General features: G+C 73.4%; 22 protein-coding genes. 7 read left to right on the top strand and 15 right to left on the bottom strand.

The features are described 5' to 3' along the window. Window position 1: 1 nt before the first annotated feature. From AC5L30_RS24410 to AC5L30_RS24430, 5 genes are all read right to left on the bottom strand, one after another. On the bottom strand, window positions 2-607 hold the full coding sequence (locus tag AC5L30_RS24410) for a winged helix-turn-helix domain-containing protein (protein WP_494869951.1): 606 nt from the start codon (window positions 605-607) through the stop codon (window positions 2-4). A gap of 248 nt (window positions 608-855) precedes the next feature. Next, complete coding sequence (locus tag AC5L30_RS24415) at window positions 856-1,404, bottom strand: winged helix-turn-helix domain-containing protein (RefSeq protein ID WP_494869952.1); 549 nt, start codon at window positions 1,402-1,404, stop codon at window positions 856-858. A 50-nt stretch (window positions 1,405-1,454) separates the two neighbouring features. Further along, window positions 1,455-1,940 carry a rhodanese-like domain-containing protein gene (locus AC5L30_RS24420; RefSeq protein WP_494869953.1) on the bottom strand — a complete coding sequence of 162 codons (486 nt, stop codon included), beginning with the start codon at window positions 1,938-1,940 and terminating at the stop codon, window positions 1,455-1,457. Between the two features lie 39 nt (window positions 1,941-1,979). Continuing rightward, window positions 1,980-2,435: a cysteine dioxygenase gene (locus AC5L30_RS24425; protein ID WP_494869954.1), complete on the bottom strand. Its 456-nt coding sequence runs from the start codon at window positions 2,433-2,435 to the stop codon at window positions 1,980-1,982. Window positions 2,436-2,550: 115 nt separating this feature from the next. Next, window positions 2,551-2,928 carry a signal peptidase I gene (locus AC5L30_RS24430; protein ID WP_494869955.1) on the bottom strand — a complete coding sequence of 126 codons (378 nt, stop codon included), beginning with the start codon at window positions 2,926-2,928 and terminating at the stop codon, window positions 2,551-2,553. Window positions 2,929-2,992: 64 nt separating this feature from the next. Here AC5L30_RS24430 and AC5L30_RS24435 point away from each other — a divergent pair, with 64 nt between their 5' ends. After that, complete coding sequence (locus AC5L30_RS24435; RefSeq protein WP_494869956.1) at window positions 2,993-3,385, top strand: ankyrin repeat domain-containing protein; 393 nt, start codon at window positions 2,993-2,995, stop codon at window positions 3,383-3,385. Between the two features lie 31 nt (window positions 3,386-3,416). After that, on the top strand, window positions 3,417-4,367 hold the full coding sequence (locus AC5L30_RS24440; RefSeq protein WP_494869957.1) for a DUF3500 domain-containing protein: 951 nt from the start codon (window positions 3,417-3,419) through the stop codon (window positions 4,365-4,367). Between the two features lie 188 nt (window positions 4,368-4,555). Here AC5L30_RS24440 and AC5L30_RS24445 read toward each other — a convergent pair whose 3' ends face one another. The 8 genes from AC5L30_RS24445 to AC5L30_RS24480 all read right to left on the bottom strand — a co-directional run bounded on the left by AC5L30_RS24445 (window position 4,556) and on the right by AC5L30_RS24480 (window position 14,126). Next, window positions 4,556-5,314 (bottom strand): class I SAM-dependent methyltransferase, encoded by a 759-nt coding sequence (locus tag AC5L30_RS24445; RefSeq protein ID WP_494869958.1) that lies wholly within the window; start codon window positions 5,312-5,314, stop codon window positions 4,556-4,558. Between the two features lie 102 nt (window positions 5,315-5,416). Further along, entirely contained in the window at window positions 5,417-5,611 is a 195-nt protein-coding gene (locus tag AC5L30_RS24450; protein WP_494869959.1) for a helix-hairpin-helix domain-containing protein, read from the bottom strand. A gap of 276 nt (window positions 5,612-5,887) precedes the next feature. Then, window positions 5,888-6,373 (bottom strand): DUF2231 domain-containing protein, encoded by a 486-nt coding sequence (locus tag AC5L30_RS24455; protein WP_494869960.1) that lies wholly within the window; start codon window positions 6,371-6,373, stop codon window positions 5,888-5,890. Between the two features lie 521 nt (window positions 6,374-6,894). Then, window positions 6,895-7,635, bottom strand: coding sequence for a GAF and ANTAR domain-containing protein (locus tag AC5L30_RS24460; protein ID WP_494869961.1), 741 nt, complete (start codon window positions 7,633-7,635; stop codon window positions 6,895-6,897). A 182-nt stretch (window positions 7,636-7,817) separates the two neighbouring features. Continuing rightward, a complete protein-coding gene (gene secA2, locus AC5L30_RS24465) occupies window positions 7,818-10,109 on the bottom strand; it encodes an accessory Sec system translocase SecA2 (RefSeq protein ID WP_494869962.1) in 2,292 nt (763 codons plus the stop codon). Between the two features lie 75 nt (window positions 10,110-10,184). Then, window positions 10,185-11,993, bottom strand: a complete 1,809-nt coding sequence (locus AC5L30_RS24470) for an ABC transporter ATP-binding protein (RefSeq protein ID WP_494869963.1) — start codon at window positions 11,991-11,993, stop codon at window positions 10,185-10,187. Window positions 11,994-12,034: 41 nt separating this feature from the next. Next, the gene (locus tag AC5L30_RS24475; protein ID WP_494869964.1) at window positions 12,035-13,123 is read right to left on the bottom strand and encodes a zinc-dependent alcohol dehydrogenase; all 1,089 of its coding nucleotides are present in this window, start codon (window positions 13,121-13,123) and stop codon (window positions 12,035-12,037) included. Continuing rightward, window positions 13,116-14,126, bottom strand: a complete 1,011-nt coding sequence (locus tag AC5L30_RS24480) for a Gfo/Idh/MocA family protein (RefSeq protein ID WP_494869965.1) — start codon at window positions 14,124-14,126, stop codon at window positions 13,116-13,118. The genes AC5L30_RS24475 and AC5L30_RS24480 overlap by 8 nt, the downstream gene beginning before the upstream one ends. A gap of 227 nt (window positions 14,127-14,353) precedes the next feature. On the opposite strand from AC5L30_RS24480, the gene AC5L30_RS24485 reads away from it, so the two are divergent. From AC5L30_RS24485 to ctaD, 5 genes are all read left to right on the top strand, one after another. After that, window positions 14,354-15,337, top strand: a complete 984-nt coding sequence (locus tag AC5L30_RS24485) for a glucosyl-3-phosphoglycerate synthase (protein WP_494870036.1) — start codon at window positions 14,354-14,356, stop codon at window positions 15,335-15,337. A gap of 23 nt (window positions 15,338-15,360) precedes the next feature. Then, on the top strand, window positions 15,361-16,500 hold the full coding sequence (locus tag AC5L30_RS24490) for a glycosyltransferase (protein ID WP_494870037.1): 1,140 nt from the start codon (window positions 15,361-15,363) through the stop codon (window positions 16,498-16,500). 85 nt (window positions 16,501-16,585) lie between these two features. Then, on the top strand, window positions 16,586-17,044 hold the full coding sequence (locus tag AC5L30_RS24495) for a DUF4383 domain-containing protein (protein ID WP_494869966.1): 459 nt from the start codon (window positions 16,586-16,588) through the stop codon (window positions 17,042-17,044). Window positions 17,045-17,152: 108 nt separating this feature from the next. Beyond that, entirely contained in the window at window positions 17,153-17,881 is a 729-nt protein-coding gene (locus AC5L30_RS24500; RefSeq protein WP_494869967.1) for an ATP-binding protein, read from the top strand. Between the two features lie 125 nt (window positions 17,882-18,006). Then, window positions 18,007-19,998 (top strand): aa3-type cytochrome oxidase subunit I, encoded by a 1,992-nt coding sequence (gene ctaD, locus AC5L30_RS24505; protein ID WP_494869968.1) that lies wholly within the window; start codon window positions 18,007-18,009, stop codon window positions 19,996-19,998. 66 nt (window positions 19,999-20,064) lie between these two features. On the opposite strand, the gene AC5L30_RS24510 is transcribed toward ctaD, so the two are convergent. Further along, the gene (locus tag AC5L30_RS24510) at window positions 20,065-21,210 is read right to left on the bottom strand and encodes a SigB/SigF/SigG family RNA polymerase sigma factor (protein ID WP_494869969.1); all 1,146 of its coding nucleotides are present in this window, start codon (window positions 21,208-21,210) and stop codon (window positions 20,065-20,067) included. Between the two features lie 222 nt (window positions 21,211-21,432). Continuing rightward, window positions 21,433-22,875 (bottom strand): hypothetical protein, encoded by a 1,443-nt coding sequence (locus AC5L30_RS24515; RefSeq protein WP_494869970.1) that lies wholly within the window; start codon window positions 22,873-22,875, stop codon window positions 21,433-21,435. Window positions 22,876-22,932: the final 57 nt, after the last annotated feature.

Here is a 22,932-nt window from a genome sequence, read left to right on the forward strand (position 1 = left end):
GTCAGCCGGTGCGGTCGATGGTGACCCGGGCGTCGTCGGCCAGCCGGTAGCCCACGCCGTAGACGGTGGTGACCAGCGGGACGTCCACGCCGACCTTGCCGCGCAGCCGACGCACGTGCACGTCGACGGTGCGCACGCCGGCGTGCTCGTAGCCCCAGACGGCGTTGAGCAGTTGCAGCCGGGTGAACACCCGGCGCGGGTGGGCGACCAGGTGCAGCAACAGGTCGAACTCCAGCCGGGTCAGCGGCAGCGGCTCCTCGTCGCGCAGCACCGAACGCGACGAGGCGAGGATGTGCAGGGCGGGAATGGTCGGGCTGACCGGGCGGGCCGGCGACCGGTTGGTGGCCGCCTGGTCGGGACGGCGTTCGGCCGGTACCGAGCCGATGATCACCCCTTCGCCCCGCTCCAGCATCTCGCGAGCGGCCTCCAGCAGCCGACGCGCCGCCGGGGTCAGCGACTCCTCACAGGCCAGCGGGATGGACAGCGTCACGGTGAGCACGGGCGCGGCGGTGTTCGCCGGACGACGCTGGCCGCCGGGGGGTCGACCGGGCACTGCGGGTTGGGACGTATGCCATCCGGCGCGCGACGAGGCGGGGCTGACCGACATGGTCCTCCTTGGGCTGGTCCGGGTATCTCCCCACGGCCCGGGACGCCGCTTCATCGATGCTTCCCGGCGCCTGGGCGAGGGTCAAGAGGCGGCTGCGTTGCATGAATGTGACAATTGACGAACACATCGGAGCCAGATGCTCGCTCTGCGTACGAGGCCTGATGATTACAGCAGAGTCGTCGAGTTGCCCCGATACGGGGGTCCCCGACCGGTTCACCAGGCCGGTCACCTCGCCGCCGGACCAGGGCTCAGCTGCTGTGATCCACGCTGACCGGGGCCTCGTCGGCCAGCCGGTACCCGACCCCGTAGACGGTGGTCACCACCTCCGAGCCGGCCAGCTTGGTGCGCAGCCGGCGGACGTGCACGTCCACCGTCCGGGCCACCGCGTGCTCGTAGCCCCAGACGCTGGAGAGCAGTTGCAGGCGGGTGAAGACCCGGCGGGGCCGCTCGGCCAGGAACAGCAGCAGCTCGTACTCGATGCGGGTCAGCGGAATGACCCGGTCGCCCTGGCGGACCATCCGCGAGCCGGCCAGGATGCGGACGCGGTCGGCCTCGGCGGACGGTTCGGCGGTGGCGGGGCTCGGGGCCGGTCGCGGCCCCGACGTGGCGTCCTCCACGGCGCGCAGTTGACCCTCGCCCGATTCGGCCAGCTCGCCGAGCAACCGCACCAGCCGAGCCAGCCGGGGGCTCAGCGGCCCGGGGACGAGGTCGAGGGTGATGGTCAGGGTCGGGCTGGTGCGCGGGCGGGCCGGGCGCACCCCCGGGTGGCGGCGGGTGGGGATGGCGACGACGGACATGGTGCCTCCTGAGTGGCGGTGCGGCCGCCACGCCGGGTGTGGCGTGGCGGTCAGTGGCGCGCCCACCCGGCGTTGACCGGGGACGCATGGGGAGAGGGGTGCAGTGGGGTCGGGCCGAGGGCCGGCAGGCCGGCGATCCGCCAGGCCGCGAACCCACCGACCACATCGGTGGCCCGGTGCAGGCCGACGTCCTGCAACGCGGCGGCTGCCAGCGACGAGGTGTAGCCCTCCTGGCAGAGGATCACCACCGGCACGTCGTAGTCGACGGCCTGCGGCAGCCGGGCCGGGCAGCGTGGGTCGAAGCGCCACTCCAGCACGTTGCGCTCGACGATGAGCGAACCCGGCACCACGCCGTGCGCGGCCCGCTGCGCGGCCGGGCGGATGTCGACCAGCAGCGCTCCGGCCCGGTACGCCAGGTGCGCCCGCTCCGGGTCCAGCCGGTGCAGCCGGGCCCGGGCGTCGGCCAGGATCTCGTCGATGCCGCGGGAGCCCGGCGGCGGCACGGGGGCGGGACAGTGCTCGGCGGTTATCTGCATTCTCGGTTCCTTCCGGTGACAGGGGGACTCGGTGCGCGGCTACCAGGACCGGCCCGCCTCGGCGACCTCGGCGACCCGCAGCCGCCCGTCCAGGAGGTCGTAGCGGGTCATCCGCAGCAGCGCCGGTCGGTAGACGTGCACGCTGACCGCCGGCACCGAGCCCCGGTTGGTGACCTGGTGCACGTGCCGGGGGCCGAAGCGACGGCCGGCGCCGGCCGGCAGTAGTCGGGGGCGGAGCCGGCCGGCGCTGACCGTCTCCTCGGTGAGCACGCCGCCGACCACCCGGAACGCTCCGGAGGAGCCGCCGTGATCGTGCAGGTCGGTGCCCTGCCCGGGCAGCCAGCTCAGCGCCCACACCTCGTGCTCGTCGCTGACGGCGAGGCGGGCGTACCAGCGTTCGGCGGGGTCGAAGCGCAGCGCGACCGGCCAGCCGGCCGGGTCGGCCCACCCGGCGGCAACGGTGAGCAGGTCGGGCTGCGGACGGTGGTGCGTCATGGCGGTTCCTCGCGGGTCGTTCGGCGGGGTGCCCTCGTACTCTAGACGGCAAAGCCTATAGGTTTAGTAGGTAATTCCGTCTGTTGGGACACGGAGTCGGCCGTCCAAGAGCCGATCAGCGCAGCACTGGCGGGTCCGCCCGATAGCCCGGCAACGACGGCCAGCGCACTGTCAACACCACCGACGCGCACTCGGCGAACCAGGAGTGGTCCACCCCACGAGCCCACACCACGTAGTCGCCCGGCGCGGCCAGCCGTACCGTCCGGTCCGGCAACTCCACCCGGAAACACCCCTCGACGAGTACGAGCAGAGTGGTCCGCACCTCGCCGGTCGCCCACCGCGACCGGGCCTGACCGGGCGGGTGCACACCCCACTTCACCTCGACGTCGGTGCTGTGCCGGATCTCCCCCGGCGGCGCGAAGTGCCCGAGCAGCCAACCGGCGTTGGTGGCGCCGTCGACGCCCGCGTTACCCACGTACACCGTCTCACCCATCGGACCCCTCACCCAGCGCGCCGGCCGAGCAAACTATCAGCACCGGTGTGGCTAACCTGGACCGGTGACCGAGAACCTCGACGCCGAGACGCTGGCGTTCGCGCACCGGATGTTCGACCTGGCCCGAGCCGGCGCCACCGACGAGCTGGCAGCGCAGATCGACGCCGGCCTGCCGGTCAACCTCACCAACGACAAGGGCGACACGCTGCTCATCCTGGCCGCGTACCACGCCCACCCGGACACGGTGGCCGCCCTGCTCAGCCGCGGCGCCGACCACACCCGGGCCAACGACCGGGGGCAGACCGCGTTGGCCGCGGCGGTCTTCCGCAGCAGCACCGAAGCAGTCCGCGCGCTCCTCGCCGCCGGCGCGGATCCGGCGCACGGCAACCCGTCGGCCATCGAGACCGCCCGCTTCTTCGACCTGGCGGAGATGACCGAGCTGCTGCGCGTCGGCTGACACCGGCACGGCCGGCCGGTATACAGGGTCGGTGGAAGATCCTCTGCCCGAGCAGATGCGGGCCGCCAGCACCGCGCTGCTGACCGCGCTCGACCCCGCCGCCCGCGAGAGCGCCGTGCACTCGTTCGACGACGAGGCGGCCCGACGCTGGCTGGAATACCGGCCCCGGCCCCGACCGGGCGTCTGCCTCGCCGAGCTCGACGTCACCGCCCGCAAGGCCGCCCACCGGCTGCTGGCCACCGCGCTCAGCCCTTCGGCGTACGCGCAGGCGATGGCGATCATCTCGCTGGAGGAGGTGCTGGACCGGGCCGAGGGCTGGCAACGCGGGCGGCACAGCGCCGACTACTGGGTGGCCGTGTTCGGCGACCCGGCGCGCGACGACCGCTGGGCGTGGCGACTCGAAGGGCACCACCTGTCGGTGAACATGACCGTGGTGGACGGACAGGTCTCCCCCGCCCCGATCTTCTTCGGCGCCAACCCGGCCGCGGTCCGCTACGCCGGCCGGCCGGTCTCCCGCCCCCTCGGCGTCGAGGAGGACTTGGCCCGCGCCCTGCTCGACGCGCTGGGCCCGGCCGAGCGGGCCGCCGCGGTCATCGCCGACGAGGCGCCGACGGACATCATCAGCGCCACCCGCGGGCGGGTCGACGCACCGCTGGAGCCGCTCGGCGTACCCGCGGAGCGGTTGGGACCGACCGGCCGCGCGCTGCTCGACCAGGTGGTCGCCCTCTACCTGGACCGACTGCCGCCCGAGCTGGCCATCCGGGAGGCGGCTCGACTGGATGCCGGCCCGCTGCACTTCGCCTGGGCCGGCCCGACCCACCCCGGGCGGCGGCACTACTACCGGGTGCAGGGCGACGACCTGCTGATCGAGTACGACAACACCACCGCCGACGGCAACCACGCGCACACCGTGCTGCGCCGCCCCGCCAGCGACTTCGGCGCCGACGTCCTAGCAACCCACCACCAAACCCACCCCCACTAACCCCGCCCCTCGCCCTCGCCCTCGCCCGTCGCCCGTCGCCCGTCGCCCGTCGCCCGTCGCCCGTCGCCCGTCGCCCGTCGATCTTGCAGTTTCGGCGGTCGGATTGCCCTGATAGGCGGCTTTCGCGGGTGCCGAAAGTGCAAGATCGGCGGGTGTGGGTCTCCGGCAGGGGCGGGCGGGGGTGGCTGTCAGGGGCGGGTGGCCTCGATGAGGAAGCGTTGGGCGTGGGCGACGAAGGGGCCCTCTTTTGCGATGCGGTGGTGGAGGTCGCGCAGCGGTGCGCGGTAACGGTTGACCGTGAAGCCGGGCACCGTCCAGACCACCTTGCGCAGGAACCAGACCACCGCGCCGATGTCGGAAAAAGTCGCCCGCAGGGTGGCCCGACGCAGGTCGACCACCCGCAGGCCAGCCGCCTCGGCGGCGGCGACCGCGTGTTCGGGGTGCCGCTGGGTCGGCGGCGGCAACGGCCCGAGGATCGCCTCACTCAACTCCCGCATGGTGCCCGCGCCGATCTGCTGCGACAGGAACGTCCCGCCCGGCCGCAGCACCCGCGCCGTCTGAACCCAGTCGGTACGCACCGGATGTCGACTGACCACCAGGTCGAACGAGGCGTCGCGAAACGGCAGCGGCCCGTCCGGCGCGACCGCCACCACCGACGCGCCGACCCGACGCAGGGTCCGCCGGGCGACCTCCACATTCGGCGGCCACGCCTCGATCGCCGTCAGCAGCTTCGGAGGACGCGGCACCTCGGCGAGCACCTCCCCGCCGCCGGTGTCCACGTCCAGAGCCGCGTCGGCATGCGCCATCCGGTCGGCGACGAGCCGGGCGTACCCCCAGGGTGGACGCTCCTCGGTGGCCCGGCCAGCCAGCCAGCCGAAGCCCCAACCATCGACGGGCGCGGCGGCAGCCTCCGCGATCAAGTCCTCGGCGTCACGCTCGGCGGTCATGGCGGTCAGCCTCGCCGCCGGTCACCTCGACCGGCAACCCATTTGCCGCCGCCCGGCCGGCAACGCGTTTGCCGTCCCCCGGCCGGGCGTCCGCAGTGGATCTCAGCCCAGGCCGAGCCCGTGCTCTTCGAGGGCGGCCTGGAGGATTCCGAGCGCTTTGGGGCCCATGCCGTGCAGCTTGGCCAGGTCCACCCGGGGGACGCCCGCGAGCTGGCGCAGCGCGGTGTAGCCGGCGCCGTGCAGGGCCCGGGTGGCGGGCGCACCGATCTTCGGGAGGGTGTCCAGCGGGGAGGTCATCCGCGGATGGTAGACCGACCAGCCGACCGAATGCCGGCCTCACGGGCGGGGCCCGCCGGCCGGCGGGGCGCCCGGCTCGCGGGTCGAGCAGCTCGGGGGCCAGGTCTGGCAGCTCAAGCCGGCCGGCCCGGCAGATCGGGGCCCGGCCCGGCAGATCGAGGCCAGTCCGGCAGATCGGGGCCAGTCCGGCAGCTCGGGCCCCGGTCCGGCAGCTCGGGGCCCGAGCTCGCAGGTCGGGGCCGGTCCGGCAGGTCGGGTCAGGGGCGGCAGGTCGGGTCAGGGGCGGGCGATCTCGCCGGTGGAGCCGGCCAACGCGTCCAGGCCGCCGGCCTCGGCCCGGCCGCTGTCGAACTGGCGCATCAGCCGGGCGCCCAGGTGCACTCCGACCCCGCCGACGGCCAGCGCGACCAGCTCGGTGACCAGGATCGCGACCGACGCGCCGCGCTGCGGCGAGTGTGACCGGACCAGACAGGTGAGCAGGAACATGGCGGCCATCACCGCGTTCACCAGGTTGAAGGCGACGGCGGTGCGGCGGGTACGGTCGACCGGCACGTCCCACAGGTCGACCATGCCGGCCACGGCGGTCAGCGCGGCGGCGACGAGGGCGGCGACGCCCGTCCAGTAGCCGACCTCGCCGAGGAACGCGGGCCCGCCGACCACGTCGGTGAGGTCGAAGACGGTGGCGCTCACGAAGAGCCCGAGCGGGAACGTCACCAGCATCGGTTGGATCGGGTGCCCCTGCACCCGCAGCCGGCTCTGCATCGGTCCTCCCCCGGGTCGGCGCAGCTCACCTGACCAGAGTGCTACCCGGGGCCGGTCGAGGCGAAACGATGCCGCCCGACTCGCCGGCAGCAGGGAGAACGGGCACCGCCGCCCGCCGACACCGGACGCCGCCCGCCGACACCGGACGGCGGACGGCCGGCCGGACGGCCGGACCGACGGGTGATCGACTCGGGTTTCAGGAAATCGGGGCATTCGCCGGCCCGTGACACCCCGAGTTCCAGGAACCCGAGTTGATCACGCCAGCCGGCGCGGCCCACGCGGCCGAGACGGCCGCCCGGGCCCAGGAGGCCAAACGGGGCCCAGGCGGCCAACCGGGCCCACCGGCCCACCGGGCCCACAGGGCCCACAGGGAACAGGGCCCACAGGGCCCACAGGGCCCACAGGGCCCACAGGGCCCACAGGGCCCACAGGGCCCACAGGGCCCACAGGGCCCACAGGGCCCACAGGGCCCACAGGGCCCACAGGGCCAACCCGGCCAACCCGGCCAACCCGGCCGAGGGTCAGGTGTCGCGTTGGCGGGAGACTGTCCGGACCAGTCGCTCGGCCACCTCGCGCAGCGGGATGTCCAGTGACGAGGCGGCGGTACGGAGCACGTCGAGGGCCTCGGCCGGCGGGCACCCGCGCTGCGTCATGATCACGCCGACGGCCTGGCCCACCACGCCGTCGTGCAGGAGCGAGGCGTCCCGTTCACCGGCGAGGGTGAGCTGTCGGCTGCGGTCGCGGACGGCGGCGAGCAGCAGGCCGGCGTGTTCGGCGAGCAGCATCGCGGTCAACTGGTGTTGCGGGGTCAACAGGTCCGGCGCGGCGGCGTACAGGTTGATCGCGCCGATCACCTGGTCGTCGATGTCGACCGGCGCGGAGATGACCCCGCGTACGCCGAGGTCGCGGGCGCGCGCCGTCCAGGCCGGCCAGCGGGGCTCAGCGGCCAGGTCGGCGGCGAGGATCATCTCGCGGCGGTGGATCGCGCTCATCGCCGGCGAGTCCGGCCCGTGCCGCAGGTCGTCCAGCCCGGCCAGCGCCTCGTCGGAGGCGGCCACCCCGGCCGGCTCGCCGGCTCGCAGGGCGGTGAACCCGCACCAGCGCACCCCGGCGACCGCGTCCCGGGTGACCCGGACCAGCGCGAGCAGCGCATCATCAAAGTCGGTCAGGGCGATCAGCCCGGCGGTCAGCTCCCGTAACAGCGCGGCTGCTTCCAGGACGCCGAGGGTCTGCACCACCGGTTCCCGCGTGTCGAGGTTCACCGGTTCGCTGCCTCCGTGCCCTCTCGCGCCTGCCCGGCAAGCATCGTCACCTGTGTCATCGTCTGCTCTCTCCCCGACTCGACCGACCAGCCCTACTACCCTGGGAAACCTGGGTCGAAACGGCGTAAATCGGGGCCCCTGCCGCACCCGGAGGCGCGACCGGGGCCCCGACGGTCGGTACGTCAGCGCGAGGCGCCGCTGAGCCGCCGCCCGATCGACGCGATGAGCCGGTCGAGCTCGGACCCGAACGGGTTGTCGTGCACCAGGTACGTCCAAGTGGCGGTGGGCCGGACCAGGGTGCCGTCGTCGGGCTGCCAGTCCTCATCGAATTCGGTCTCGGTGAAGGTGGCGATGGTGCGGGCCTCGATCTCCGGGATCAGGTCGTTGAACGCCGGCACCGCGGCCCGGTGGAACTCGTCCAGCGGGTCGAGCCGGCCCAGCGCGCGCAGGTGCACGCCCTCGCGGACCTCCGACAGCTCGGCCAGGTGCTCGGCCCAGAGCCGGTCCAGGTGGTAGAGCGCGATCGACCGGGCGGCCCGGGCGAGCAGGTCCTCGTCCATCTCGCTGGCCTTCTCGGGTGCCTTCTCGAGCAGCATCACCGCGGCCACGTCGCTGGTGAGCAGCCGCTCCCGGCGTGCGGCGAGGGCCTTGCGCTGCTGCTCGATCACCACGCTGTAGCGCCAGGTGTTGCGGTGGATCTCGTGGTTGACGCCTTCGGCGACCCGCTGGGCGTGCTCCACCGCGTAGTCGACCTGCTCGTCGGTCACCAGGCCGTCGGCGTTCATCCGCGGCGAGGCCGGGACCGAGTCGGCGGCGTGCCGGACGACGAGGTCGTCCTCCAGGCTGACGAAGAAGACCGAGCCACCCGGGTCGCCCTGCCGGCCGGCCCGACCGCGCAGCTGGTCGTCCACCCGGCGGCTGTCGTGCCGGCCGCTGCCGATCACGTAGAGCCCGCCCAGCTCGGCGACCCGCTCCTGGTCGGTCTGGTCGCTGCCGCCGAGCCGGATGTCGACGCCCCGGCCGGCCATCTGGGTGGAGACGGTCACCGCGCCGTACGCGCCGGCCTCGGCGATGATCGCCGCCTCCTCGTCGTCGTTCTTGGCGTTCAGCACGACGCAGGGCACTCCGGCGGCGTTCAGCCCGGCGGCCAACCCTTCGGACTCCTTCACGTCCAGGGTGCCGACCAGCACCGGCCGCCCCTTGGCGTGCCAGCGCTGGATCTCGTCGATCAGCGCCTCGTCCTTCTCCGCCCGGGTGGCGTAGATGCGGTCCGGCTCGTCCTCGCGGATGCACGGGGTGTTCGGCGGGATCACCGCGACCTCGAGGTCGAAGAACTCCCGCAACTGGTCGCCGACCAGCACCGCGGTGGCGGTCATCCCGCAGACCTTCGGGTAGAGCGCGATGTACGCCTGCATGGCGATGGTGCCGAGCACCTCACCCTCGGCGGTGGCGTCCAGCCCCTCCTTGGCCTCGACCGCGGCCTGGAGACCGTCCGGCCAGCGGCGGCGCTGGGCCACCCGGCCGCGCATCTCGTCGACCAGCTCGACCGAGCCGTCCCGGACGATGTAATCCACGTCACGGTGCAGCAGGGCGTGCGCGTGCAGCGCCACGTTGACCGCGGAGAGCTGCGCGACGTGCTCCTCGTCGTACAGATCGATGCCGAGCTTGGCCTCGATGGCGGCCAGGCCGGCGGAGGTGAACGCCACGCTCCGCCCGTCCTCCGCGACCGTGTAGTGCTTGCCCTTGCGCAGGCCACGCACCAGCGCGGCGGCGGCGTGCACCGGGTCCTGCTCGCCCGGTACCGCGCCGGCCAGGACCATCGGCACCCGGGCCTCGTCGATCATGATCGAGTCGGCCTCGTCGACGATGGCGGTGGTCAGCGCCGGCTGCACCCGGTCCTCCACGTCGGTGACCAACTGGTCGCGCAGGTAGTCGAAGCCCGCCTCGCTGACCGAGACGTAGGTGACGTCGCAGGCGTACGCGTCGCGCCGCTCCTGCGGGCTGGATGCCTCGTTGACCCAGCCGACGGTGAGGCCGAGCAGGGTGTAGACCGGCTCCATCCACTGGGCGTCGCGGCGGGCCAGGTAGTCGTTGATGGTGAGCACGTGCACCGGGCCGTTGCCGAGCCGGACGTGCCCGTACGCGGCGATCGTGGCGGTCAGTGTCTTGCCCTCACCGGTGGCCATCTCGGCGACCTTGCCGGAGAGCAGCGACATCGCCCCGAGCAGCTGCACGTCGTACGGCCGCTGGTCGAGGCCCCGGCGGGCGGCCTCGCGGCCGACCGCGCAGATCTCCTCGTAACCGGCGGCGACGCCCGCGGCCTGGGTCAGCTCGGCGTCGTCGAGCGCGGCGAGCTCAGCCTCGCGCGCCTCGATCGCCGGGAGCAGTTTCTCCAGCGGAGCAAGATCCACGGTCGAGCCGGGGCGCTGGAGGAACCGCCGGAACTTGCTCTTGAACCGTTGCGACACACCCATGAGCGGCAACGGTACGCGATTCCGGGCGGCGCGCGCGGCCCGGCCGCCCGGCAAGTTGGCCTTCCTGGGGCGCGGTCAGCCGACCAGCAGCTGGTGGCTGGCGAGTTCCCGGTACAGCGGGTCGGTGGCGGTCAGTTCGGCGTGGGTGCCCACGGCCACCACCCGGCCGGCGTCGAGGACGACGATCTGGTCGGCGTCGACCACGGTGGCGAGCCGGTGCGCCACGATCAACAGCGTCCGGCGGACGGCCACGGCGTCGATGGCGCGGCGCAGCGCGACCTCGTTGCGGGAGTCGAGGTTGCTGGTCGGCTCGTCGAGCAGCAGCACCGGCGGGCCGGCGAGCAGCGCGCGGGCGATGGCCAGTCGCTGCCGCTCACCTCCGGAGAGCAGGACGCCGCCCTCCCCCACCTGCACGTCGAGGCCCTGCGGCGTGCGCTGCGCCAGGTGGCCCAGGTTGACCTCGCCGAGGACCTCGCGCAACCGGTCGTCGGTGGCGTCCGGAGTGGTGATCAGCAGGTTCTCCCGCAGCGTGCCGGCCAGCACGGGGGCCTCCTGCTCGACGTAGCCGAGCCGGGCCCGCAGCGCGTCGCGGGGCAGGTCCCGTACGTCGGTGCCGTCGAGTCGGACCGCGCCGGCGCTCACCTCGTAGAAGCGCTCGGCCAGGGCCAGCAGGGTGGACTTGCCGGCGCCGGACGGGCCGACCAGGGCGGTCCGGGTGCCGGCCGGAACCGCGAAGCTGACCTCGTGCAGCACCGGCTCGCCGCCCGGGTAGCCGAAACCCACCCGGTCGAACTCGATCATCGGGGTCGGGCGGCGCGGTCTCGCCGTCGCGGCGGCGGGTGCCGGTCGGTCGTCCGCGCCCTCCGCGGGCACGGCGAGGATCTCCTCGATCCGCTGGAGGGCGCCCAGGCCGGACTGCAACTGGGTGTACGCCCGCAGCACCTGACCCAGCGGCAGCGCCAGCAGGAACAGGTACATGACGAACGCGACCAGGTCGCCGACGGAGATCGCCCCGGCGGCGACCCGCGCCCCACCGATGCCGAGCACCAGCAGGAACGCGCCCTGCACGGTGACCGAGCCGATCGGGCCGACCAGCGCCTGCACCCGGGCCACCCGCAGCCCGGCCGCGTACGCCTCCCGGGCGCTGCCGGTCACGGTCTCCGTCTCCCGGGTCTCGGCGCGGCTGGCCCGGATGGTCCGGGCCGCCGAGATGGCCCGCTCCACCGCCGAGGTCATCTCGCCGATCCGCTCCTGGGCGACTCGGGCCAGCGCCCGGACCCGGCGGGCGAAGGTGGCGGCGAAGGCCAGCCCCAGCGCCACCCCGAGCAGGGTGACGCCGAACAGCAGCGGGTCGAGCAGCACCATGGCCGTGCCGGCGCCGACCACCGTCACCGCCCCGGTGACCGTCTCGAAGAGCCCGGAGGTGACGACCGCGCGCAGCAGGGTGGTGTCCGAGCCGACCCGGGAGAGCAGGTCGCCGGTGCGGCGGCGGTCGTACTCGGCGATGGGCAGCCGCAGCAGGTGACCGGCCAGCCGACGCCGGGTGCCCAGCACCACCCCCTCGGCGGTGCGTTGCAGCAGATAGTCGCGCAGCCCGCCGATCGCCGCGCCGAGCACCACGAGGGCCACCAGCACCGCCACCAGCCGGGACACCCCCTGCTCGGCGCCGATCCGGTCGAGCACCGACCGGGTGAGCAGCGGCTGCGCCAGCGCCGCCGCCGAGCCGATCAGCGACAGCGCGCCCACCACGACCAGGGTGCCGCGGTGCTCCCGCAGGTACGGCAGCAACGCGGCCAGGCCGACCGGCCGGCTCGTGGGGCTGCCGCCGGCCGGCCGGTCGGTTGAGGTGTCGCCGGGAGCCGGCCGTTCCTGCACGGTGCTCATGCGGGGAACGGTAGCCGGCCCTGACACGCCGCGACGGCGGGTCAGCCGGCGAGCACCACCTGTAGCTCCTGGCGGCGACGGTCGGCCAGGTCGGTGAGGAGAGCGGGCGCCTCGTCGAACGGCACCACCGCCGAGACGAGGTGCTTGCGGATGGTGTCTCCGTACGTCCGGAGCAGGTCGACGGTCTCGGCGGAGAGCCGTTCCCGGTCCCAGGTGGGTGCGAGCCCGCGCGGCACCCGGCCGATCTGGGCGCAGCGCAGCGACAGCCCGTTGTGGTGGAACTCCTCACCGAGGCGGACCGCGTCCGCGCCGCCCTGGTAGAAGGCGAGGTCGATGACGGTGCCCTGAGGCCGCAGCAGCCGCAGGGCGAGGTGCAACGCCCATGCCTGCCCCCGGCACTGGAACACCACGTCGGCGCCCCGGTCGCCGGCGGTGTGCGCCCAGCGGGTCTTGAGCACGACCGCCGGGTCGTCCGCGCCCGGGTCGAGGGTTTCCAGGCCGAGCGCCTCGGCGACCTGACGGCGGTGCGGGGTGGGGTCGAGCACCACCACCGACGCGGCGCCGTGGCGCCGGGCGAACAACGCCGTCAGCAGCGCCACGACACCGGCACCGACGACGGCGACCCGGCGGCCGCGTACCCCGTCGCCGAGCGCGCGGACGTCGGTGCCGTGCAGGTCGGCGGCGGCGTGCAGCAGACCGTTGGCGCAGATCGGGCCCATGTGCGCGACGTAGACGCCGAGCAGCGGGTCCAGGTCGTCGGGGAGCGCCACGAACCGTTCGGCCACCGGGTCGGCCAGCCAGCCGGTGCGGTGCCCGTACGTCATCGCGCCGACCGTGCCCACCGCGATGGCCGGGGTTTCGCTCTCCACCACCCGGCCCACCTGCATGTAGCCGAGTCGGGTCACCGGGTAGGGCGTGCTGGCCGCGCCCGGCTGGAACAGCCCCAGGTCGGCGTTCCAGGTGACGTTCAGGTAGGGGTTCGTGCCCTTGACGTAGCTCAACTCGGTGCCGGCGGAGACACCGCTGAACAGCGTCTCGACCCGGAACGTGCCGGGGCGCAGCGGCGCGGCGTCCTGCTCGACCAGGTCGACCCGGCCGGGACCGGTGACCACCACGACCTTGTCACGCATCGACGGTCACCCCGGTGGCGAGCATCGCCGGCGCGGTCGCGGTGGCGACCCGCACGGTCGTTCCGGTACGGGCCGCGTCGGCCACCGCGAGGGCCAGGCGCTGGGTCGCGAGGGCCTCGGCGTACGGGACGCGCACGTCGTCGCCGATGCCGCGGACGGCGTCGACGAAGGCGCGGTCCACCGCCACCCGGGCGGCTTCCGGGTCGGCGGGCAGGTGTCGTTCGCCGTCGGCGTCGCGGATCGTCAGACCGTCCTCGGTGATCGCGAGGGCCAGCCCGTCGGCGATGATCTCCAGACCGGCGCGGTGCTTCCAGCCGAGGACGCAGGCGGCGCTGAGCGTGCCGACCGCGCCGTCGGCGAAGCGCAGCGCGGCGGTGGTCACCGAGTCGATGTCGGCGCCGTCGACCGGCGGTGGGGTGCCGTTGCCGTACGCGGTGACCTCGGTGACCTCACCGGCCAGCACGCGGATCAGATCGAGCACGTGGGCGGCCTGCTCGACCACCGGGCCGCCGGAGCGGTCCCGTCGTGACCACCACGCCACCGGGGGCACCTTGTCCAGCCAGGCGCCGCTGACCATCCGCACCGGGCGGTCGGCGAGCAGGTCGCGGGCCTGGTCGAGCACGCTGAGGTAGCGCCAGTGGTGGCCGACGGCGGTGCGCAGTCCGCGCCGCGCGACCAGGTCGGCGATCCGCTCGGCGGTGCTCAGGTCGACGGCGACGGGCTTCTCCACGAACATCGGCACCCCGGCCTCGATCACCGCCTCCTCGGCGGGGCCGTGGGCGAACGGGGGCACGCAGACGTACACGGCGTCCGGACCGGTGGCCAGCAGTTCGGCGACGTCGACGCAGGCTCGCCCGCCGTGCTGTGCGGCCAGCGCGGACGCCGCCTCCGGCGCGACGTCGGTGACGCCGATCAGCTCCACGTCGTCGAACCCAGCCAGCACCCGCGCGTGGCGCTGTGCCACGCCGCCGGCTCCGACCAGACCCACCCGGCTTTTCCGCATCCTGACACCCCTTCGAAGACATTTCATCTGCGGTGGGAGCAGTCCCCTGGGGTGTGCGCAATCAAACGTTCATCGCCCGGGAACGCATGGGTGTCACCTCTGTGATCAAGCTGTTGCCGAGAAAGCGGTTAGCGCGTGACGAGGAATGGGAACAACCAAATTCGGTTTTTCCACGCACGAACGGAGGGGTGCCCGTGCGGGATGCGACATCGAACGTGTCACCGGTGGTGGAGGCGTGGGCCACGTACCGGACCACGTCAGCGGCGGACTGGCCGACCCGTCGGCTGGTACGCGCCAAGGGTGAGACCCGGGTCAGCGTCGTGCTGCCGGCGCGCAACGAGGAGGCCACCGTCGGCGCGATCGTGTCGACCATCCGGGAACACCTGATGGATCGGGTCGCCCTGGTCGACGAGTTGATCGTGGTGGATTCCCGTTCCACGGACCGGACCGCGCAGGTGGCTCGTGCCGCCGGGGCGGAGGTGGTCAGCCAGGACGCGATGACCCGGGGGTTGCCCCGGCTCACCGGCAAGGGCGACGCGCTCTGGGCCGGGCTGGCCGCCGCCGAGGGAGACGTGGTGGCGTTCATCGACGCCGACCTGCGGGAGTTCCGGCCGCACTTTGTGAGCGGGCTGCTCGGCCCGTTGCTGACCGACCCGTCGGTCGACTTCGTGAAGGGCTTCTACCACCGGCCCCTGGTGGGCACCGCCAGCGTGGAGCAGGACGGCGGGGGCCGGGTGACCGAGTTGATGGCCCGACCGCTGCTCAACCTCTTCTGGCCCGAACTGGCCGGCTTCGTGCAGCCGCTCGCCGGTGAGTACGCGGCCCGCCGGGACGTGCTGGCCCAGGTGCCGTTCGTCTCCGGGTACGGGGTGGAGACGGCCATGATGATCGACCTGCTCGAACTGGTCGGTTTGGACGCGCTGGCGCAGGTCGACCTCGGTGAGCGCAAGCACCGCCACCAGGACACCGCGGCCCTGGGCCGGATGTCCGCGCAGATCATGTTGACCGCCTGGTCCCGGTTGCAACGGCGCGGCTGGGCGGCCCCCGGGTTTACGCCGGAGGCGTTGCTGACCCAGTTCCGTCGCGGTGGTTCGGACACGTTGCCGAACCTGGACCGCGAGATCGTGGTCAGCGACGTGTCCATCGAGGAGCGCCCGCCGTTGGCCGAACTGCGCCACCGGGTGCCCCGCCGCCGGGTGGCCGCCGCGTGAGCGCGAGGAGCCTCACCGTGCTGATGAACGCCGGCCCGTGGCTGTCGGTGCCACCGCCCGGCTACGGCGGCATCGAGAACGTGATCGCCACGCTGGTGCCGGAGCTGCGGCGACTCGGTGTCCGGGTGGTGCTCGCCTCGGTGGGCAGCAGCACCCTGCCGGTGGACGAGCAGGTCTCGGTCTTCGCCGACGGGCAGTTCGCCGCGTTGCAGCGGCCGTACAACCAGGTCTGCGGGATCGCCCAGGCGCATCTGGCGGGGGTGGTCCGGGAGCTGCACTCCCGCGACGACATCGACCTGGTCCACGACCACGTCGAGGCGGTCGGGCTGGCCACCCTCGCCGCGATGGGGCCGGCCGGGCCGCCGACCCTGCACACCCTGCACTGGGACCTGGCCAAGCACCCGGCGCTCTACGGCAACCTGGACGGCGGCGACCGGGTCCGGGTCAACGGCGTCTCGGCGTCGCAGCTGGCCCGCGCTCCGTTGGCGTTGCGGGAGCACTCGGTGGGGCACGTGCACCTGTCCACGCCGCTGGCCGTCGACGCCGACCGGCGGCCCCGACCGGAGAAGGGCGAGCACCTGCTCATCCTGGGCCGGATCAACCCGGGCAAGGGGCAGGACGTGGGTGCCCGGCTCGCGCACCGGGTCGGTCTTCCGCTGGTGCTGGCCGGCCCTGTCGGCCCGTACCATCGGCCGGCCGACCTGGCCGCGGCCGGCGACGAGGCTCGGCAGAACCCGGACGTGCGGTTCTTCCTCGACGAGGTGGCGCCGCACGTCGACGGCGACCTGGTCCGCTGGGTCGGCACCGTGGCCGGCCAGGAGCGGGACGACCTGCTCGCCAGCGCCCGCGCGTCGCTGTTCCCGCTGCGGTGGGAGGAGCCCGGCGGCACGGCGGTCGTCGAGTCGCTCGCCCTGGGAACGCCGGTGGTGGCCACCGCGCGGGGTTGTCTGCCGGAACTGATCGAGCACGGCCGCACCGGGCTGCTCACCACCGACGAGGAGGAGCTGGGCGACCTTCTGCTCGCCGCCGAGCTGCTCGACCCCGACGAGTGCCGGCGGGTGGCCGCGCAGCGCTTCACGCCGGCGGTGATGGCCCAGCGCTACGTCGAGCTGTACGACCGGGTCCGGCAGTCGGCCCGCGCGCCGCGGCTGCTGCCGGCCTGACCGACGGTGGGGCCGGCGTGGTTTGCCGGCCGCGGCAGCGGGTAGCCGGCAGCGCTCTTGCCCGCCGCGCGACGAGGAGCCGGGAATGATCGGACCGATGGCGCACTCCCGGGCCCGACCCAACCCGGCCGACGGCAAACCGCCGGTCCGTCGCGCGGCGGCGACGGTCGGGGTGCTGTTCCTGCTGATCGGCGCGCTCGGCTTCGTGCCGGGGATCACCAGCGGCATGGACGCTTTGCGCTTCGCCGGTCACGATTCGGGCGCGTACCTGTTCGGGGTCTTCCAGGTGTCGGTGCTGCACAACCTGGTGCACCTGGCGTACGGGGTGGCGGGGCTGCTGCTGGCGCGGACGGTCACCGGCGCTCGGGCGTTCCTTGTCGGCGGCGGCGCGGTCTACCTGGTGCTCTGGCTCTACGGGCTGGCGGTGGACCACGACACCGGGGCGAACGTGCTGCCGGTCAACACCGCCGACGACTGGCTGCACCTGGGGCTCGGAGTCGGCATGATCGCGCTGGGCGTCCTGACCGGTCGGGCCCGTCGCTGACCTGGGGTTACGCGGCGTGACCTGCCTCGCCCCGGCGTCGGGCCGGTTTGATCGGGAACGGGCTCGGGTAGTTGGCAGATCCCGACCCAGCAGCGAATTGAGGCGCCGATGTCGAGCGGGATCACCTGCGAGGTGCGTACCACGGCACCGGTGGCGGTCGTCCGGCTCACCGGCCCGCTGCACCTCGGCACGATGCGCTCGGTGCACCAGGCGCTCAGCGACGCGCTGATCGACCAGCCGGAGGCCCTGGTGGTCGACATGGCCGGGGTGAACGTGGAGGACCGGTTGGCGTTGTCCGTCTTCGCCGCGGCCGCCCGGCGGGCCGAGGAGTGGCCGGCCGTACCGGTGCTGCTCTGCTCCCCGTCGCCGGTCGCCGCCCGATGGCTGGCCGAGTCGACCACCTGCCGGCTGCTCCCGGTCTCCGCTGACTGCGCGGAGGCGACCCGGTTGGCCGGCACGACGTCCGCGTTGCGGATGCGGGCCCGGCTGGAGCCGGTGGCCGGGGCGTGCCGGCGGGCCCGGGAGTTGGTCACCGAGGCGTGCGCGCGGTGGAACCTGCCGGACGCGTCCGGCCCGGCCGCGTTGGTGCTCAGCGAGCTGGTCGGCAACGTGGTGCGCCACGCCGGCACGCCGATGCAGGTGACGGTGACCCTGCGCCGGCCGTATCTGCACCTGGCGGTGGTGGACGGCAGCAGCGCCCAGGCCCGTGCGGGCGGGACGGACCTGCGCGCCGAGGGTGGGCGAGGGCTGATGCTGGTCCGGGAGCTGACCCAGCGCTGGGGCAGCGTGCCGGCGGGTCCGGGCAAGGCCGTCTGGGCGATGCTGCCGGCAACCTGAGCGTTCGGGGCGCTTGCTCCCGGTACCAGCGTTCTGACCGAAATCACCGCTCTGGCCTGGTTACATGGTGCGAGGGTCGGGTAGGCACGCCCGTCCTTTCTGCCGTCACGACGGGGTGAGCAGCCATGCCCAAGCGGGTAACCACGGAACCCGGTCGCGATCGGGGCCCGGCGATCCTGGCACCGGCCCGCTTCGGCGGGTTCCCGGGAGCGGTACGGGCACCGATCCCCGGCAACTCCCTGATCAAGTTCCTCGCCACGACCGACCACAAGCAGATCGGCCTGCTGTATCTGCTGACCTCCTTCGGGTTCTTCGTGGTGGCGGGGCTGCAGGCGATGGTGATGCGGGCCGAGCTGGCCCGCCCGGGGATGCAGTTCCTCTCCTCCGAGCAGTACAACCAGCTCTTCACCTCGCACGGCGCCGTGATGCTGCTGCTGTTCGCCACGCCCGCGGCGTTCGGGTTCGCCAACTACATCGTGCCGATCCAGATCGGCGCACCGGACGTGTCGTTCCCCCGCCTCAACGCGCTGGCCTACTGGCTGTACCTGTTCGGCGGCCTCATGGTGATCGGCGGATTCCTCACCCCGGGGGGTTCGGCGGACTTCGGCTGGACCGCGTACAGCCCGCTCAGCAGCGTCGAGCACAGCCCCGGCGTGGGGGCGAACATGTGGGTGCTCGGCCTGGTGGTCTCCGGGCTCGGCACCATCCTCGGCGCGGTCAACCTGATCACCACGATCCTCACGCTGCGCGCGCCCGGCATGACCATGTTCCGGATGCCGATCTTCACCTGGAACATGCTGTTCACCAGCGTGTTGGTGATCCTCGTCTTCCCGCTGCTGGCCGCCGCGCTGCTGGCGCTCTCCGCCGACCGGTTGCTCAACGCGCACGTGTACGACCCGGCCACCGGCGGCCCGATGCTCTGGCAGCACCTGTTCTGGTTCTTCGGCCACCCCGAGGTGTACATCATCGCGTTGCCGTTCTTCGGCATCATCACCGAGATCATCCCGGTCTTCTCCCGCAAGCCGCTCTTCGGCTACACCGGCATCGTGCTGGCCACCATCGCCATCACCGTGCTGTCCATGACGGTCTGGGCGCACCACATGTTCGCCACCGGCCAGGTGCTGCTGCCGTTCTTCAGCATCCTGAGTTACCTGATCGCGGTGCCCACCGGCGTGAAGTTCTTCAACTGGATCGGCACCATGTGGAAGGGTCAGCTCACCTTCGAGACGCCGATGCTCTTCGCCATCGGCTTCCTGGTCACCTTCCTGCTCGGCGGCCTCACCGGCGTCCTGCTGGCCAGCCCGCCGGTGGACTGGCACACCCACGACACCTACTTCGTGGTGGCGCACTTCCACTACGTGGTGTTCGGCACCGTGGTCTTCGCCCTCTTCGGCGGCTACTACTTCTGGTGGCCCAAGATGACCGGCCGACTGCTCGACGAACGGCTCGGCAAGGCGCACTTCTGGACCATGTTCATCGGCTTCCACGGCACCTTCCTGGTGCACCACTGGCTGGGCAACGAGGGCATGCCGCGCCGGTACGCCGACTACCTGCCCACCGACGGCTTCACCGCGCTGAACACGGTCTCCAGCATCTTCGCGTTCATCCTCGGCCTGTCCACCCTCTTCTTCATCTACAACGCCTGGAAGTCCTGGCGGTACGGGGCGATCGTGACGGTGGACGACCCGTGGGGCTTCGGCAACTCCCTCGAGTGGGCCACCAGCTGCCCGCCGCCGCTGCGCAACTTCGACCGGATGCCCCGGATCCGGTCCGAACGCCCCGCCTTCGACCTGAAGTACGGCCCGCTCGTCGCCGATCTGGGCCGCGACCTGCCGCAGCGCACCACCAAGCCGCCGCAGCAGTTCACCGAGGAGTTGCGGGTGGAGCATCACGCCCCGGAGTCCCCGTCCGCCGAGGGCGCGCACGGCGCCCGCGAGGCGACCGACTACCAGCCGGCGCCGCGCTCCGGTGCCCGGCCGGTGGACGTGCCGGAGCCCGAGGGCGTCCGCCGGCCGAGCTTCGAGCAGAGCGACCCGCCGGAGGACGCCGAGGACGCGCCGAAGCCGCACGAACGCTGGCGTCACCCGCACACCGAGGGCAACCCCGAAGAGCGCTGACCAGGGGTACGCGCGCAGAAGGGCCGACACCCGCGTGGTGTCGGCCCTTCGCCCGTTCTGGTGCGGTCAGTCCCGGGCCGGCGCCAGGCCGGCGGCGGTGAGTGAACGGCGTACCGCGGGCTGGACCCGGGTCAGCCGCAGCGGCACCCCGGTCCGCTCCGCGGCGTCCCGGCCGGCCATCAGCGCGGCGATCCCGCCGGCGTCGAAGCCACCCGCGCCGACCAGGTCGACGACCACCTCACTGGGCTGGCCGGTGACCGCCTCCAGCATGGCCCGGCGCAGCTGGTCCGCGCCGTCGCGGTCGATCTCGCCGCCGACCTCGACCACCACCGAGTCGCCGTTCTGCTTGACCGAGATCCGGGTCTTGCCCGGGTCGGGTTCGGCGGCCCCGTTCTGCCAGGGCGGCGGCGCGTCGGCGAGCATCGCCTGACGCAGCCAGGTGAGCGCCCGCGACAGCAGCCGGGACACGTGCATCTGCGAGATGCCGAACCGGGCGGCGATCTCCGCCTGGGTCTGGTTGCCGTAGAAGCGCATCGCGAGGATCCGCCGCTCACGCCAGGGCAGTCGGTGCAACAGGCCGCTCACCGTCACCCGGTCGTCGACCGACTCCAACGCGTTGTCCGACTCGCCGACCAGGTCCCCGAACTCGGCGGAGCTCTCCCCACCCACCGGCGCGTTGAGGGAGGCCGGGCTGTAACCGGCCGCCGACTCCAGGGCGGCGAGGATCTCCTCCTGCGGGGTCTCCAGCCGGGCCGACAGCTCGGCCACCGTCGGGGCCCGGGACAGCTCGCTGGTGAGTGCGGCGGTGGCCTGCCCCACCTCGAGGATCAGGTCCCGCAGCCGGCGGGGCACGTGCACGCCCCAGGTACGGTCCCGGAAGTGCCGTTTGATCTCGCCCACGATGGTGATCGCGGCGTACGCGGTGAACGAGCCCCGTTCCGGGTCATAGCGGTCGACGGCGTTGACCAGCCCCAGCCGGGCCACCTGCTCCAGGTCCTCCAGCGGCTCCCCCCGCCCCCGGTACCGGCGGGCGAGTCGGCCGGCGAACGGCAGCGCGAAGCGGACCAGGTCCTCCCGCGCCTCCCCCCGCCGCTCGGGCGGCAACCCGGCGATCCGGGCCGCGTACGCCAGCGCCGCCGCGTCGAGATCCTCCAGACCTCGATCGGTCGGTGGTGGTGGTGTGGTCGTGGTCGTGCTCGTCTGTCCGAACATCCGCGCCTCCCTCAGGAAGGTCCCCCGCCCGGATCGGGAAACCGGTCGTGCGCGTGGTCGAGCCACGCACCGGGCCGGAAAGTGGGTCAGTGACTGGGATGCCAGCGGGCGACACCGCCTCTACGCAGCGCAATTAGGCCGTCGCAGCCAGCGATGTTCCCGCTCCGTAGGTACTCAATCACGGGACCCCGGGTTCGCGAGGATGTTTCGGCGTCCTCCGTCTCAGGAGACCAACAACCCCTGGTGGCCGCCGCTGTCGCGGAGCACGGCCAGCGCCTCGGCGACCCCCAGCGGGGGCGGCACGGGCAGGTCGTACGGCTGGGCGCGCAGGACCTCGGTGGCCCGGCGGGTGGGCACCGAGGTGACCGGGTAGCCCCGGGCGGTGGTGCGGTCCAACGCCCGACGCCGCCGGCCGAACCCGGCGACGGCCAGCCACTGCGGCAGCCCGGCCAGCGCGGGCGAGCGCACCCCGGGCGGCTCGGGCAACACGTCCACCGAGCTGAACGCCTCGCTGCCGGCCAGCCACCACTCGGCCTCGTCGACGCTGCGCCGGGTGGCGTTCTCACACCAGTACGGCACCAGCCCGGCCCGCACCACCTGCCACGGATCGAGCAGTCGGCCGCACTCCACCACCAACCGGTCACCGGTCTTGCCGGCGCGCCGCAGCCACCGCCGGTACAGGTCGGCCACGCCCGCGCTCAGCGCCGCCGGCCGGGGCACCAACACCCGGTGCAGCGGGTGCTGACGCCGGGTGGACCAGTCCCGCGCGGCCACCTCGAAGCCCGAGTCGACGTCGTGCTCGGCGTACGCCGACGGTACGGACACCTCCGGCGGCTCCCACCGGGTCGCGTCGCCGCCGACGGAGCGCAGCACCTGCCGCAACGCGTGGCTGTCCGGGTGGAAGTCCACCGGGTCCAGCCCGCTGCCCGGGCAGCCGACCTGGAAGCTGTGCCCCGGCCCACGCTCGAGCACCGGCCAGGTGCGCGCGTCGCGGACCAGCAGCACGGGGGCACCCGGCACCAGCAGGTCGGCCAGGAACTGCGCGTACGCGGCCGGTAGGGCCCTCCACGCGGCGGTCAGCGACACCGTCGCCCCGCTCAGCGCGCCCTGGCTGGCCGGGCAGTGCACCTGGCGCAGGTGCAGGTCGGCGTTGCCGGCGAGCAACCGGGTGCCGAGTGCCGCGCCGTGCGCCACGGCGTCCGCCGGGCGGTCCACCCCGCCGTCGGACCAGTGCACGGTCATCTCGAAGCCCGCCGGCAGCCACGGCACGCCGAGGGCCACCGCGAGGTGTGCCGCCGCGCCGTGCGGAGAGCCGATCAGCACCCCCGGGTAGCGCCGGCGGGGGTACTGGTCGACGAACCAGCGGGCCACCCGGGCGGCGTCCACCTCGTCGACCTGGGCCACGGTGAGCGCGACCCGGCTGGCGGCGCGGGTGACCCCGGCGCGGCGTACCGGCTCGGGGGCGCCGGGGAACCGCGACGTCGGCCCGGTGTGCCCGAGGTCGGCGCAGTCGACCCCGCGCAGCGCCCGGGCGGTGGCGGCGACCAGCACCCGGGCGGAGCTGCCCGCGGTCACGACCCGGTCGCCGGCCAGACCGGCGCCATCGGCCGTGAGCCCCTTGTGCACCTTGTGCACCGGCCCCACCTTGCCTCGTTCGCTCACCACGCGGCCCGGCTTCCCGTCCCGATGGGGTTCAAACGGGGCATCACCCACCCGGCGGTA

The sequence above is a fragment of the Micromonospora sp. BQ32 genome (assembly GCF_059358895.1).

Bases quoted from the DNA above. Each gene is read 5' to 3' on its own strand.
- AC5L30_RS24410 (WP_494869951.1), bottom strand. From the start codon at position 607: ATGTCGGTCAGCCCCGCCTCGTCGCGCGCCGGATGGCATACGTCCCAA.
- AC5L30_RS24415 (WP_494869952.1), bottom strand. From the start codon at position 1,404: ATGTCCGTCGTCGCCATCCCCACCCGCCGCCACCCGGGGGTGCGCCCG.
- AC5L30_RS24420 (WP_494869953.1), bottom strand. From the start codon at position 1,940: ATGCAGATAACCGCCGAGCACTGTCCCGCCCCCGTGCCGCCGCCGGGC.
- AC5L30_RS24425 (WP_494869954.1), bottom strand. From the start codon at position 2,435: ATGACGCACCACCGTCCGCAGCCCGACCTGCTCACCGTTGCCGCCGGG.
- AC5L30_RS24430 (WP_494869955.1), bottom strand. From the start codon at position 2,928: ATGGGTGAGACGGTGTACGTGGGTAACGCGGGCGTCGACGGCGCCACC.
- AC5L30_RS24445 (WP_494869958.1), bottom strand. From the start codon at position 5,314: ATGACCGCCGAGCGTGACGCCGAGGACTTGATCGCGGAGGCTGCCGCC.
- AC5L30_RS24450 (WP_494869959.1), bottom strand. From the start codon at position 5,611: ATGACCTCCCCGCTGGACACCCTCCCGAAGATCGGTGCGCCCGCCACC.
- AC5L30_RS24455 (WP_494869960.1), bottom strand. From the start codon at position 6,373: ATGCAGAGCCGGCTGCGGGTGCAGGGGCACCCGATCCAACCGATGCTG.
- secA2 (WP_494869962.1), bottom strand. From the start codon at position 10,109: ATGGGTGTGTCGCAACGGTTCAAGAGCAAGTTCCGGCGGTTCCTCCAG.
- AC5L30_RS24470 (WP_494869963.1), bottom strand. From the start codon at position 11,993: ATGAGCACCGTGCAGGAACGGCCGGCTCCCGGCGACACCTCAACCGAC.
- AC5L30_RS24475 (WP_494869964.1), bottom strand. From the start codon at position 13,123: ATGCGTGACAAGGTCGTGGTGGTCACCGGTCCCGGCCGGGTCGACCTG.
- AC5L30_RS24480 (WP_494869965.1), bottom strand. From the start codon at position 14,126: ATGCGGAAAAGCCGGGTGGGTCTGGTCGGAGCCGGCGGCGTGGCACAG.
- AC5L30_RS24490 (WP_494870037.1), top strand. From the start codon at position 15,361: ATGAACGCCGGCCCGTGGCTGTCGGTGCCACCGCCCGGCTACGGCGGC.
- AC5L30_RS24495 (WP_494869966.1), top strand. From the start codon at position 16,586: ATGATCGGACCGATGGCGCACTCCCGGGCCCGACCCAACCCGGCCGAC.
- AC5L30_RS24500 (WP_494869967.1), top strand. From the start codon at position 17,153: ATGTCGAGCGGGATCACCTGCGAGGTGCGTACCACGGCACCGGTGGCG.
- ctaD (WP_494869968.1), top strand. From the start codon at position 18,007: ATGCCCAAGCGGGTAACCACGGAACCCGGTCGCGATCGGGGCCCGGCG.
- AC5L30_RS24510 (WP_494869969.1), bottom strand. From the start codon at position 21,210: ATGTTCGGACAGACGAGCACGACCACGACCACACCACCACCACCGACC.